The organism is Streptomyces sp. NBC_00554 (assembly GCF_041431135.1).
GTDB lineage: Bacteria > Actinomycetota > Actinomycetes > Streptomycetales > Streptomycetaceae > Streptomyces.
On sequence record NZ_CP107799.1, the window covers coordinates 4,585,992 to 4,598,620 of the forward strand.

Below are 12,629 nucleotides of genomic sequence, written 5' to 3' on the forward strand. Positions count from 1 at the left end.
CTGTGGCCCGGGACACAACGGACACCCTGGGAAAGGGAGATGTCGTGAGCAACGAAAGCCTGGCCAACCTGCTGAAGGAAGAGCGCAGGTTCGCGCCGCCCGCCGACCTGGCCGCGAACGCCAATGTCACCGCGGAGGCGTATGAGCAGGCCAAGGCTGACAGGCTCGGCTTCTGGGCCGAGCAGGCCCGCCGGCTGACCTGGGCCACCGAGCCGACCGAGACGCTGGACTGGTCGAATCCGCCGTTCGCCAAGTGGTTCAAGGACGGCAAGCTGAACGTCGCGTACAACTGCGTGGACCGTCACGTGGAGGCGGGGAATGGTGACCGGGTCGCCATTCACTTCGAGGGTGAGCCGGGCGACAGCCGCGCCATCACCTACGCCGAGCTGAAGGACGAGGTCAGCAAGGCCGCGAACGCGCTGACCGAGCTGGGGGTCGAGAAGGGCGACCGGGTCGCCATTTACCTGCCGATGATCCCCGAGGCCGTCGTCGCGATGCTGGCCTGCGCTCGTATCGGTGCCGCGCACTCGGTCGTGTTCGGCGGGTTCTCGGCGGACGCGATCGCCACCCGGATCCAGGACGCCGACGCCAAGCTGGTCATCACCTCCGACGGTGGCTACCGGCGCGGCAAGCCGTCCGCGCTCAAGCCCGCCGTCGACGAAGCGGTCAGCCGGGTCGACGGGGTCGACAAGGTGCTCGTGGTGCGCCGTACCGGGCAGGAGGTCGCCTGGACCGACGGCCGTGACGTGTGGTGGCACGAGATCGTCGAGCGGCAGTCCGCCGAGCACACGCCTGAGGCGTTCGAGGCCGAGCACCCGCTGTTCATCCTCTACACGTCCGGGACGACCGGGAAGCCGAAGGGCATCCTGCACACCTCGGGCGGCTATCTCACGCAGGCCTCGTACACCCACCACGCCGTCTTCGACCTCAAGCCGGAGACCGACGTGTACTGGTGCACGGCCGACATCGGCTGGGTCACCGGGCACTCGTACATCACGTACGGGCCGCTCTCGAACGGCGCGACGCAGGTGATGTACGAGGGGACGCCGGACACCCCGCATCAGGGGCGGTTCTGGGAGATCGTGCAGAAGTACGGGGTGACGATCCTGTACACGGCGCCGACCGCCATTCGTACGTTCATGAAGTGGGGCGACGACATCCCCGCGAAGTTCGATCTGTCGTCGCTGCGGGTCCTCGGATCGGTCGGTGAGCCGATCAACCCCGAGGCGTGGATCTGGTACCGGAAGCACATCGGGAGCGACCGGACGCCCATCGTCGACACCTGGTGGCAGACCGAGACCGGCGCGATGATGATCTCGCCGCTGCCGGGGGTGACGGAGACCAAGCCCGGCTCCGCGCAGCGGGCTCTGCCGGGAATCTCGGCGACCGTCGTGGACGACGAGGCGCGGGAGGTTCCCAACGGGGGTGGCGGCTACCTCGTACTCACCGAGCCGTGGCCTTCGATGCTGCGGACCATCTGGGGGGACGATCAGCGGTTCCTCGACACGTACTGGTCGCGGTTCGAGGGCAAGTACTTCGCCGGGGACGGGGCGAAGAAGGACGAGGACGGGGACATCTGGCTCCTCGGGCGGGTCGACGACGTGATGCTCGTGTCCGGGCACAACATCTCGACGACCGAGGTCGAGTCGGCGCTCGTCTCGCATCCGTCGGTCGCCGAGGCGGCGGTCGTGGGCGCGGCGGACGAGACGACCGGGCAGGCGATCGTGGCCTTCGTGATCCTGCGTGGGACGGCTTCCGCCGAGGACGAAGGGCTGGTGGCGGACCTGCGCAATCACGTGGGCACCGTGCTCGGGCCGATCGCCAAGCCCAAGCGGGTCCTGCCGGTGGCCGAGCTGCCTAAGACGCGCTCCGGCAAGATCATGCGGCGGCTGTTGCGTGACGTGGCGGAGAACCGGGCGCTCGGTGACGTCACGACGTTGACCGACTCCACGGTGATGAACATGATCCAGGCGAAGCTGCCGGCGGCACCGAGCGAGGACTGAGGGGTTCTCCCCGCCCACCCGCCCCTGATTGGTGTGGGGGCCCTGCGCGCCCCCACACCCCGGCGGGCGGCGGGGCTCCGCACGCCCATCCTTGCGGGGCTCTGCCCCTGCACCCCGCCGGGCTTTGCCCCGCACGACGGACATCACGGGTTTTCTTCGCCCCCTCCGCCCCTACCCGTCCCTTGCTTCCTGGGGGCTCCGCCCCCAGACCCCCGCATCGCGCTGACGCGCTCGTCCTCAAACGCCGGACAGGCTGAAAGATCTCTCCCTGGCCGGGACTGAAAGATCTGCCGGTGGGGGCGAAAAACCCTCACGCCCCCACCAAACGCGCCAAGCACCCCATTTGCACTTAACGTGAAGATCACCGGATAGGTCCGGTCGAGCCTTGGGTAGGATGAAGAGCGCGTCAGTGACGCGACAAGATCCTCAAGGTGCGCCGGGAAGTCTGGTCGGCATGTGATTCGTCCTGCCCGCCCGACCGGAGGTCTCCCGTGCCCGCCCCCGCGCCCCACACCACCAACCGCAAGTTCCTCGGCCGTCTGTCCCTGCCGGAGCGGAACTTCGTGGCGGACGCGCTGCGTGCCGAGACCGTGGGTGGCGTGCTGTTGCTCGTGGCCGCGATCGCGGCGCTGATCTGGGCGAACACTCCGGTCAAGGACAGTTACCAGAGCGTCCTCGACTTCCACATCGGTCCCGCCGCGCTGGGTCTGAACCTCTCCCTGCAGCACTGGGCCGCCGACGGACTGCTCGCCGTGTTCTTCTTCGTCGCCGGTATCGAGCTCAAGCGCGAACTGGTGGCCGGCGATCTGCGGGACCCGAAGGCGGCGCTGCTGCCGGTCGCCGCCGCGTTGTGCGGCATGGTGGTTCCGGCGCTCGTCTACGCCCTGACGAATGTGCTGGGGGGCGGCTCTCTCGACGGCTGGGCGGTGCCCACCGCGACCGACATCGCGTTCGCGCTCGCCGTCCTCGCGGTCATCGGTACGTCCCTGCCGTCGGCGTTGCGCGCCTTCCTGCTGACGCTCGCCGTCGTCGACGACCTCTTCGCGATCCTGATCATCGCGGTCTTCTTCACCGCCGACCTGAACTTCGCCGCCCTCGCCGGCGCGGTCGTCGGCCTCGGCGTCTTCTGGTTGCTGCTGAGGAAGGGTGTACGCGGCTGGTACGTGTACGTGCCCCTCGCCCTCGTCATCTGGGGGCTGATGTACAACAGCGGCATCCACGCCACCATCGCCGGTGTCGCGATGGGCCTGATGCTGCGCTGCACCCGGCACGAGGGCGAGGCGCACTCACCCGGCGAGCACGTCGAACATCTGGTGCGGCCGTTGTCGGCGGGCCTCGCCGTGCCGCTGTTCGCGCTGTTCAGCGCCGGGGTCGCGGTCTCGGGAGGCGTACTGGGGGATGTGTTCCAGCGGCCCGAGACGCTCGGTGTCGTCCTTGGACTCGTCGTCGGCAAGGCGGTCGGCATCTTCGGCGGGACCTGGCTGACGGCCCGGTTCACCAGGGCCTCGCTCAGTGACGACCTGGCCTGGCCGGACGTGTTCGCCGTGGCCTCCCTCGCGGGCATCGGCTTCACCGTCTCGCTGCTGATCGGCGAACTCGCCTTCGACGGGAACCCGGCGCTCACCGACGAGGTCAAGGCCGCCGTCCTCGTCGGCTCCCTCATCGCGGCCGTATGCGCCGGAACGCTGCTGAAGATACGCAACGCCAAGTACCGGGGGCTGGTCGAGGCCGAGGAGCGCGACGACGACCTCGACGGCATCCCCGACATCTACGAACAGGACAACCCGGCGTACCACCTGCGGATGGCCGAGATCTACGAGCGCAAGGCCGCCGAGCACCGAAGGCTTGCCGAAGTGACGGGCGGGGCAAGCGACGGGGACGACGGTCCGGCATGATCTGACACGACCGTACAAAAACATGCAGGAGAGGGAGAACGCGATGAGTGCACCCGACGGCAGTCCGGTCGGAGCCGAACGCAGCATCGGCCAGTTGTTCGCCTCGGCGACGACCGAGATGTCCTCGCTGGTGCACGACGAGATCGCGCTGGCGAAGGCGCAGCTCAAGCAGGACGTGAAGCGCGGGGCGATCAGCGGTGGCGCGTTCGCGGTGGCGGGCGCGGTGCTGATCTTCTCCCTGCCGATGCTGAGCTTCGCCCTGGCGTACGGCATCCGGACCTGGAGCGACTGGAACCTCGCGATCTGCTTCCTGCTCTCCTTCGCGGCGAACGTGCTGGTCGCCGCCGCGCTCGCGCTGATCGGCGTGGTCTTCGCGAAGAAGGCCAAGAAGAGCAAGGGCCCGCAGAAGGTCGCGGCCTCGGTGAAGGAGACGGCGGGGGTCCTGCAGAACGCCAAGCCGCACCCGCGCGAGCTGCCCGCACAGGATCGTGTGCCCGAGGCCATCGAGGCTGTGGCACGCTCGTCCTCATGACGGACCCCGCCACACCTTCGGCGCAACCCACTTCGGTCGTAAAGCTCGACATCCCTGGCGGAAAAGGCCTGATCCACCGGGACGTGGCGGCCAACGGCGCGCGCTTCCACATCGCCGAGATGGGCGACGGGCCGCTCGTCCTGCTGCTGCACGGCTTCCCGCAGTTCTGGTGGACGTGGCGCCATCAGCTGGTGGCGCTCGCCGACGCCGGTTTCCGCGCCGTCGCCATGGACCTGCGGGGAGTCGGCGGCAGCGACCGCACGCCCCGCGGCTACGACCCCGCCAACCTCGCGCTCGACATCACCGGAGTCGTCCGTTCCCTCGGCGAGCCCGACGCCGCGCTGGTCGGGCACGACCTGGGCGGATATCTGGCGTGGACGGCGGCCGTGATGCGCCCCAAGCTCGTACGCCGGCTCGTGGTCTCCTCGATGCCGCATCCCCGGCGCTGGCGCTACGCCATGCTCTCCGACGTCAAGCAGACGGCCGCGGGTTCATACATCTGGGGGTTCCAGCGGCCGTGGATCCCGGAGCGCCAACTCGTCGCGGACGACGGGGCGCTGGTGGGCCGTCTGGTACGGGACTGGTCAGGGCCGCGCCTTCCTGACGACGAGGCCGTGGAGACGTACCGCCGCGCCATGTGCATCCCCTCCACGGCGCACTGCGCGATCGAGCCGTACCGGTGGATGGTGCGGTCCATGGCCCGCCCGGACGGGATCCAGTTCAACCGGCGCATGAAGCGGCCGGTCCGGGTGCCGACGCTGCATCTGCACGGCTCGCTCGACCCGGTGATGCGGACGCGGAGTGCCGCGGGCTCCGGCGAGTACGTCGAAGCGCCGTACCGCTGGCGGCTGTTCGACGGGCTCGGGCACTTCCCGCACGAGGAAGATCCGGTGGCGTTTTCGACCGAATTGGTCAACTGGCTGAAGGATCCCGAGCCTGATCGGTGAGGCCGTTCACCCAGGCCACCCGGGCGTCCGGTATCCGGACGGGAACGCCTGTCCTACGAACAGCCAAATGCCTTACGCATAGGCCAATTGGGGGGCCAGGGGGCGGTTATCGACCTTGGGGCGGGGGCAGACGTCGGGGTATGGGCTGGACGCACGACTACAGTGACGCAGCACGCACACGCCGCTCGGCCGCGGGCCTGAGCTCCCATCAGAGGGGCACCCCGCAGTTGCCGGGCACGGATCATCCCCTGGTGGGGATCCCGCGCATTCTGCGCCGTCGGGCCCGCTGGGTCTCGGTGCGGCTGCGCCATCCTCGCGGCTGACACCCTCCAGGGCTCACGCGGACCCCCTCCAGGGCTCACGGACACACTTCAGGCCTCACGCGGCACGGTTCAGGCATCACAGCGCGCAGCTGTCGCTGTCCACCTGCTGGTTCGCGGTACGGCCCTTGATGATGTCCTCCTGGACCTCGTCCACGGTGAGCGCGTACCCGGTGTTGGCGTCGTCGAGCGACTTCGCGAAGACCACGCCGTACACCTTGCCGTCGGTGGTGAGCAGCGGGCCGCCGGAGTTGCCCTGGCGGACGGTCGCGTAGAGCGAGTAGACGTCGCGGCGCACCGTGCCCCGGTGGTAGATGTCCGGGCCGTTGGCCGTGAGGCGGCCCCGCACGCGCGCGGGCTGGATGTTGTACGCGCCGTTCTCCGGGAAGCCGGCGACGATCGCGCTGTTGCCGCTGCTCGCGTCCTCGGTCGTGAACTGGAGGGCGGGCGCGTCCAGGCTCGGCACGTCGAGTACGGCGATGTCGCGCTCCCAGTCGTAGAGGACGACCGTGGCGTCGTACTTCTTGCCCTCGCCGCCTATCTGGACGGTGGGTTCGTCGACTCCGCCGACCACATGGGCGTTGGTCATCACACGGCGGGCCCCGAAGACGAAGCCGGTGCCTTCGAGGACCTTGCCGCAACTCGGGGCGGTGCCCATGACCTTGACGATGGACCGCTGGGCGCGGATGGCGACCGCGCTGTTGGCGAGGGCCGGGTCGGGGGGCTGGACGTCGGTGATGGGCTCGTTGGCGAACGGGCTGAAGACCTGCGGGAAGCCGTTCTGCGCGAGGACCGAGGAGAAGTCGGCGAACCAGGTGTCGGCCTGGTTGGGCAGGGCCCGTGACACGCCGGTCAGCACCTTGGAGCTGCGGACCTCCTTGCCGAGCGTCGGCAGCGTCGTGCCGGCCAGGGCCGAGCCGATCAGCCAGGCGACCAGGAGCATCGCCACGACGTTGACGAGGGCGCCGCCCGTCGCGTCCAGGGCGCGGGCCGGGGACCAGGTGATGTAGCGGCGCAGTTTGTTGCCGAGGTGGGTGGTGAGGGCCTGGCCCACGGAGGCGCAGACGATGACGACGACGACAGCGACGACGGCGGCGGTCGTGTTCACCTCGGCGTCGTCGGTGACCGCGCCCCAGATGACCGGCAGCAGGTAGACGGCGACGAGGCCGCCCCCGAGAAAGCCGATCACGGACAGGATGCCGACGACGAAGCCCTGGCGATAGCCCACGATCGCGAACCACACGGCGGCGACCAGCAACAGGATGTCCAGCACGTTCACTGCTTCAAGCCTCGCCTCATCACTCTGCGGTCACTCCGTCTCGGCTGGGGGTCCGACCCGCGGCGCAGCCGCTGACGGGTGCGGCGTCCCCCAGGAAGACACAGCACAGGGGCCACCCTGTCATGCGCGCCAGTCGAGCGGGACGTGGTTCTCCCTGTCCCAGGGGCGCTCCCAGCCCGCATAGTGCAGGATCCGGTCGATGATGCCCGCCGTGAAGCCCCAGACGAGGGCGGATTCGACCAGGAATGCCGGGCCTTTGTGGCCTCTGGGGTGCACGGCGGTGGCGCGGTTGGCGGGGTCCGTGAGATCCGCCACGGGGACGGTGAAGACGCGCGCCGTCTCGTTCGGATCGACCACGCCCACCGGTGTCGGGCGGCGCCACCAGCCCAGGACGGGCGTGACCACGAAGCTGCTCACCGGGATGTAGAGCTTGGGCAGCACGCCGAAGAGCTGGACGCCGCTCGGGTCGAGCCCGGTCTCCTCCTCGGCCTCGCGGAGAGCGGCCCGCAGCGGCCCGTCGGCCTTCGGGTCGCCGTCCTCGGGGTCGAGAGCGCCGCCGGGGAAGGAGGGCTGCCCCGCGTGCGATCGCAGGGAGGTGGCGCGCTCCATGAGCAGCAGCTCGGGGCCGCGCTCGCCCTCGCCGAACAGGATGAGGACGGCGGACTGCCGCCCCGCTCCGTCGCTCGGGGGCAGGAAGCGGCTCAGCTGGAGCGGCTCCACCGTCTCGGCGGCGTGCACCACCGGATCGAGCCAGTCGGGCAGACCGTCCTTGCTCACGGCCACCGGGCCGCCTTCTGTGTTGCCGGCCAACCGACCGCCCTGCGTGTTGCTGGCGTGCGTCATCGCCACCCCCGTTCTGCTCTTCCCAACGCCTGCCGGTGCCGTGTTCGTTCCGTCGTCCGGAGCCCGGGGGTGTCTCCGGCGGGAGCCGTCGTGCAGCGCCTTGGGGTGTTCCCGGCGGGGGCCGTCATCCAGCGCCCTGAGGTGTGCCCAGCGGGGGCGCCGGAATGCCGCCCGCGTCCAGGTAGGACTGCGGGGGGTTGAGGCGCTGGCCCGGGAAGCCGCCCTTCTCGTACTTCAGGAGCTTCTTCGCCTTCTCCGGGTCCGTCTCGCCCTCGCCGTACGCCGGGCAGAGCGGGGCGATGGGGCAGGCTCCGCAGGCGGGCTTGCGGGCGTGGCAGATGCGGCGGCCGTGGAAGATCACGTGGTGGGAGAGCATGGTCCAGTCGCTCTTCGGGAAGAGCGCGCCGACGGCCGCCTCGATCTTGTCGGGCTCCGTCTCCGCGGTCCACTGCCAGCGGCGGACCAGCCGCTGGAAATGGGTGTCCACGGTGATTCCGGGGCGCCCGAACGCGTTGCCGAGCACCACGAAGGCGGTTTTGCGGCCCACGCCGGGGAGCTTGACGAGGTCTTCGAGGCGGCCGGGGACCTCGCCCCCGAAGTCGTCCCTCAGCGCCTTGGAGAGCCCTATCACCGACTTGGTCTTGGCCCGGAAGAACCCCGTCGGACGCAGGATCTCCTCGACCTCCTCCGGATTGGCCGCGGCCAGGTCCTCTGGGGTCGGGTACTTGGCGAAGAGCGCCGGAGTCGTCTGATTGACCCTCAGGTCGGTCGTCTGCGCCGACAGGACGGTGGCGACGACCAGTTGGAAGGGGTTCTCGAAGTCGAGCTCCGGGTGGGCGTACGGGTACACCTCGGCGAGTTCGCGGTTGATGCGGCGGGCTCGGCGTACCAAGGCGGTGTCTGGCGCGGGGGCCTTCTGCGGGGGCTTGGCAGGAGTGGCCTTTTTGGCGGACTGCGCGGGCTTGGCGGGGGTGGCCTTCTTGGCGGCGGCCGACTTCCTGGTCGTAGCCGTCGCCTTCTTGGGAGTCACTTTCCCGGGCGTCGCCTTCTTGGCGGGCGTCGCAGCCGTCACCTTCACCGGCACCCCCTTTGCTCCCTTTGTCGTTTTCTTGGTACCGTCCGTGGGCTGTTCGCCCACAGCAGAATCGCGACGTACAGCCACCCGCCCAGCCCCCTTGGCCTGTGCTCTCACCGGCGTTTTGGACACCCGGCCAGCCTAAAGCCCGGCACTGACATCCGCCCCGGACCCATGAGATCAGCCCCCAATTGGCCCCCTGCCGCACTGCCCGGGACACCAGTGCGGCAGACTTGTGACTGATCACACTGTTTGGACCGTCCGGCAAGATGGGGAACACGGTCCCCTGGTACCAAGGGGGAGCAAGATCCCCTGAGCAGGTCGACAAGGAGAGAACTCGTGGACGACGTTCTGCGGCGCGCCCCGCTCTTCGCGGCGCTCGATGACGAGCAGGCCGCGGAGCTCCGCGCCTCCATGAGTGAGGTGACCCTCGCTCGCGGCGACGCTCTCTTCCATGAGGGCGACCCCGGGGACCGCCTCTACGTGGTCACCGAGGGCAAGGTGAAGCTCCACCGCACCTCCCCCGACGGCCGCGAGAACATGCTGGCGGTCCTGGGCCCCGGTGAGCTGATCGGCGAGCTGTCGCTGTTCGACCCGGGTCCGCGCACGGCCACGGCCTCCGCGCTGACCGAGGTCAAGCTGCTGGGCCTTGGCCACGGCGACCTCCAGCCCTGGCTGAACGCGCGGCCCGAGGTGGCCGCCGCCCTGCTGCGCGCCGTCGCCCGGCGCCTGCGCAAGACCAACGACCAGATGTCCGACCTGGTCTTCTCGGACGTCCCGGGCCGCGTCGCCCGCGCCCTCCTGGACCTCTCCCGCCGCTTCGGCGTGCAGTCCGAAGAGGGCATCCACGTCGTGCACGACCTCACGCAGGAGGAGCTGGCCCAGCTGGTCGGCGCGTCCCGCGAGACGGTCAACAAGGCCCTCGCCGACTTCGCGGGCCGCGGCTGGCTCCGCCTGGAGGCGCGTGCCGTGATCCTGCTGGACGTGGAGCGGCTCGCGAAGCGGTCGCGCTAGCACTGGCGCCGGCACCAGCCGTACGTCTTCTTACTGAAGGGCCCCGCCGCGAGGTGGGGCCCTTCACGTATCGCCGCGTCGTCCGCTGGAAATGACCTGACGGCGTCGCGTCGCCGTTGCACAGTGGTCGCATGCAGAACAAGGGGCTCGACGCCCAGGGCTACATCGCGCCCGAGGGCGCCCTCGGGCGCGTCCCGCGGGAGTTCCGGCCCGTGGTGGCCATGGCGCGGGACCGGGTCCTCGACGTCTTCGGGTCGCGGCTCGACAGCGCGTACCTGTACGGGTCGATTCCGCGCGGCACCGCGCGCGTGGGGCGCAGCGATCTCGATCTGCTGCTCGTGCTGCGCGAGGAGCCCACCGAGGAGGACCGTGCGGACGCCCGCTCCCTCGACGAGGCGCTGGACAAGGAATTCGCGCAGATCGACGGGTCCGGAACGCTCCTGGTCAGCCGTACGCGGCTGCTGAGCGACCTGGAGAGGTACGACCTCGGCTGGTTCGTCGCCTGCCTCTGTACGCGCCTCCTTGGCGAGGATCTGGCCGAGTACCTGCCGCGCTACCGCCCCGACTCCCTCCTCGCCCGCGAGACGAACGGCGAGCTCGCACTGTTCCTGCCGCGCTGGCGCGAGCGGATCGCCGATGCCGCCGACACCGAGGAGGCCCGCCGACCGCTGGTGCGCTACATGTCACGCCATCTCGTACGGACCGGGTTCACGCTCGTCATGCCGCGTTGGAACGGCTGGACCAGCGACCTGCGGGAGATGGCCGAGGCGTTCGCCGCGTACTACCCGGAGCGGGCCGACGAGATGCGGGCAGCGGCCGTCCTCGGCTACGAGCCCGGCGGCGACCTCGCCGTGCTGCGGTCGTACGTCGACGACCTCGGGCCGTGGCTCGCCGAGGAGTACGCGCGCGTGCATGGCGTGAAGGCCCCGAGGCCCGACCAGCCGTAGGGGGCCTAGATGAGGCCGTGCTCCCGCAGGTAGTCCAGCTGGGCGCGGACCGACAGTTCGGCCGCGGGCCACAGGGAGCGGTCCACGTCCGCGTACACGTGGGCGACGACCTCGGACGGGGACCGGTGGCCGTTCTCGACCGCCGTCTCGATCTGGGCGAGGCGGTGCGCGCGGTGGGCGAGGTAGAACTCGACGGCGCCCTGGGCGTCTTCGAGGACGGGTCCGTGGCCCGGCAGGACGGTGTGGACGCCGTCGTCCACCGCGAGTGACCTCAGGCGCCTCAGGGAGTCCAGATAGTCGCCCAGACGGCCGTCGGGATGGGCCACCAGGGTCGTACCGCGGCCGAGGACGGTGTCCCCGGTCAGGACGGCCTGATCGGCCGGGAGATGGAAGCACAGCGAGTCGGAGGTGTGGCCGGGGGTGGACACCACACGCAGCTCCAGGCCGCCGGTGGTGATCACCTCCCCCGCGCCGAGCCCCTCGTCCCCGAGCCGCAGCGCCGGATCCAGCGCCCGCACCTTCGTGCCCGTCAGCCCGGCGAACCGCACGGCGCCCTCGGCGTGGTCGGGGTGCCCGTGCGTGAGCAGCGTCAGCGCGATCCGCTTGCCGGCCTTCTCGGCCGTGTCCACGACATTCCGCAGGTGTACGTCGTCCAGGGGCCCCGGGTCGATCACCACCGCGAGCTCGGAGTCCGGCTCGGCCAGGATCCAGGTGTTCGTGCCGTCCAGGGTCATCGCGGAGGCGTTGGGTGCCAGGACGTTGACGGCTCGCGGGGTGGCGGGGCCGGAGAGCACCCCGCCTCGCGGCTGGCCGGGGAGGGCGGCTGCGTCGGTCATGCGGAGGCTCCACCGGTCGGGATGTGCTTGGTGAACTCGTCGTGGCCCGGCCAGGAGAGGACCACTTCACCGTTCTCCAGGCGGGCCTTCGCCAGTACGGGGGTCAGGTCGCGGTCGGGTGCGGCGGCGAGGGCGTCGGCGGCGGTGTCGTACGCGGTGAGCTGGCGCAGGGTCGCGACGGTCGGCGGCATCATCAGCAGCTCGCCCTTGTCGTACGAGGCTGCCGCGTCCGCCGGGTTGATCCACACCGTGCGGTCGGCCTCCGTGGAGGCGTTGCGGGTGCGCTGGCCCTCCGGGAGGGCGGCCACGAAGAACCACGTGTCGTAGCGGCGGGTCTCGAACTCCGGGGTGATCCAGCGGGCCCAGGCGCCCAGGAGGTCCGACCTGAGGACGAGTCCCCGGCGGTCCAGGAACTCCGCGAAGGAGAAGTCGCGGGCGACCAGGGCGGCGCGGTCCGCCTCCCACTCGTCGCCCGTGGTGTCGCCGACGACCGTGTCCGGGGTGGGGCCCGCGAGGAGGACGCCCGCCTCCTCGTACGTCTCGCGGACCGCGGCGCAGACGACGGCCTGGGCGGAGGTCTCGTCGACGCCGAGCCTTTTCGCCCACCACGCGCGCGTGGGGCCCGCCCAGCGGATGTGGTGCTCGTCGTCGCGCGGGTCGACGCCGCCGCCGGGATACGCGTACGCGCCTCCGGCGAAGGCCATGGAGGCGCGTCTGCGCAGCATGTGCACGGTGGGGGCGGTCGGCCCGTCCTTGAGCAGCATCACGGTGGCCGCCCGCTTCGGGGCGACCGGTGTGAGGGTGCCCTCCGCGAGTGCGCGGATGCGGTCGGGCCACTCCGGGGGGAACCACTGCCCATTCGCCATGGGCGGAGGCTATCCCGAGCCGGGCGGATGTTCGAGTGGCCGCCCTTGGGGATCCCTCTGCCCGGCGGCGGG

Annotated in this window: 12 protein-coding genes; 7 read left to right on the forward strand and 5 right to left on the reverse strand. The window is 70.4% G+C overall.

The genetic code is table 11. The annotated features are described in order from the left end of the window. The first annotated feature begins 2 nt into the window (after positions 1-2). The 5 genes from acs (at position 3) to OG266_RS19990 (ending at position 5,700) form a co-directional block, all read left to right on the forward strand. Complete coding sequence (gene acs, locus OG266_RS19970; RefSeq protein WP_371547488.1) at positions 3-2,003, forward strand: acetate--CoA ligase; 2,001 nt, start codon at positions 3-5, stop codon at positions 2,001-2,003. Positions 2,004-2,494: 491 nt separating this feature from the next. After that, positions 2,495-3,898, forward strand: coding sequence for a Na+/H+ antiporter NhaA (gene nhaA / locus OG266_RS19975; RefSeq protein ID WP_371547491.1), 1,404 nt, complete (start codon positions 2,495-2,497; stop codon positions 3,896-3,898). Positions 3,899-3,941: 43 nt separating this feature from the next. Beyond that, entirely contained in the window at positions 3,942-4,430 is a 489-nt protein-coding gene (locus tag OG266_RS19980; RefSeq protein WP_266457291.1) for a phage holin family protein, read from the forward strand. After that, positions 4,427-5,377, forward strand: a complete 951-nt coding sequence (locus OG266_RS19985; protein WP_266457293.1) for an alpha/beta fold hydrolase — start codon at positions 4,427-4,429, stop codon at positions 5,375-5,377. Before OG266_RS19980 ends, OG266_RS19985 begins: the two co-directional genes overlap by 4 nt. Before the next feature lie 140 nt (positions 5,378-5,517). Further along, on the forward strand, positions 5,518-5,700 hold the full coding sequence (locus OG266_RS19990) for a hypothetical protein (RefSeq protein ID WP_266457296.1): 183 nt from the start codon (positions 5,518-5,520) through the stop codon (positions 5,698-5,700). Positions 5,701-5,776: 76 nt separating this feature from the next. Here OG266_RS19990 and OG266_RS19995 read toward each other — a convergent pair whose 3' ends face one another. From OG266_RS19995 to nth, 3 genes are all read right to left on the reverse strand, one after another. Further along, on the reverse strand, positions 5,777-6,976 hold the full coding sequence (locus OG266_RS19995) for a MarP family serine protease (RefSeq protein WP_266457306.1): 1,200 nt from the start codon (positions 6,974-6,976) through the stop codon (positions 5,777-5,779). 120 nt (positions 6,977-7,096) lie between these two features. Then, positions 7,097-7,819, reverse strand: coding sequence for a CoA pyrophosphatase (locus OG266_RS20000; RefSeq protein ID WP_329546323.1), 723 nt, complete (start codon positions 7,817-7,819; stop codon positions 7,097-7,099). Between the two features lie 124 nt (positions 7,820-7,943). Next, positions 7,944-8,897 (reverse strand): endonuclease III, encoded by a 954-nt coding sequence (gene nth, locus OG266_RS20005; protein WP_371547495.1) that lies wholly within the window; start codon positions 8,895-8,897, stop codon positions 7,944-7,946. 336 nt (positions 8,898-9,233) lie between these two features. Between nth and OG266_RS20010 the strand changes: the two genes are divergently transcribed. Continuing rightward, complete coding sequence (locus tag OG266_RS20010; protein ID WP_016642758.1) at positions 9,234-9,908, forward strand: Crp/Fnr family transcriptional regulator; 675 nt, start codon at positions 9,234-9,236, stop codon at positions 9,906-9,908. A 131-nt stretch (positions 9,909-10,039) separates the two neighbouring features. Continuing rightward, a complete protein-coding gene (locus OG266_RS20015; RefSeq protein ID WP_371547496.1) occupies positions 10,040-10,855 on the forward strand; it encodes a nucleotidyltransferase domain-containing protein in 816 nt (271 codons plus the stop codon). A gap of 5 nt (positions 10,856-10,860) precedes the next feature. On the opposite strand, the gene OG266_RS20020 is transcribed toward OG266_RS20015, so the two are convergent. Both OG266_RS20020 and OG266_RS20025 read right to left on the reverse strand, forming a co-directional pair. Further along, positions 10,861-11,691 (reverse strand): MBL fold metallo-hydrolase, encoded by an 831-nt coding sequence (locus OG266_RS20020; RefSeq protein WP_266457331.1) that lies wholly within the window; start codon positions 11,689-11,691, stop codon positions 10,861-10,863. Beyond that, a complete protein-coding gene (locus OG266_RS20025; RefSeq protein ID WP_371547499.1) occupies positions 11,688-12,557 on the reverse strand; it encodes an NUDIX hydrolase in 870 nt (289 codons plus the stop codon). Before OG266_RS20025 ends, OG266_RS20020 begins: the two co-directional genes overlap by 4 nt. Between the last annotated feature and the right edge of the window lie 72 nt (positions 12,558-12,629).

What these genes read in the sequence shown, in the direction of transcription:
- OG266_RS19980 (WP_266457291.1), top strand. Translation starts at nt 3,942, where the DNA reads ATGAGTGCACCCGACGGCAGTCCGGTCGGAGCCGAACGCAGCATCGGC.
- OG266_RS19985 (WP_266457293.1), top strand. Translation starts at nt 4,427, where the DNA reads ATGACGGACCCCGCCACACCTTCGGCGCAACCCACTTCGGTCGTAAAG.
- OG266_RS19990 (WP_266457296.1), top strand. Translation starts at nt 5,518, where the DNA reads ATGGGCTGGACGCACGACTACAGTGACGCAGCACGCACACGCCGCTCG.
- OG266_RS20000 (WP_329546323.1), bottom strand. Translation starts at nt 7,819, where the DNA reads ATGACGCACGCCAGCAACACGCAGGGCGGTCGGTTGGCCGGCAACACA.
- OG266_RS20015 (WP_371547496.1), top strand. Translation starts at nt 10,040, where the DNA reads ATGCAGAACAAGGGGCTCGACGCCCAGGGCTACATCGCGCCCGAGGGC.
- OG266_RS20020 (WP_266457331.1), bottom strand. Translation starts at nt 11,691, where the DNA reads ATGACCGACGCAGCCGCCCTCCCCGGCCAGCCGCGAGGCGGGGTGCTC.
- OG266_RS20025 (WP_371547499.1), bottom strand. Translation starts at nt 12,557, where the DNA reads ATGGCGAATGGGCAGTGGTTCCCCCCGGAGTGGCCCGACCGCATCCGC.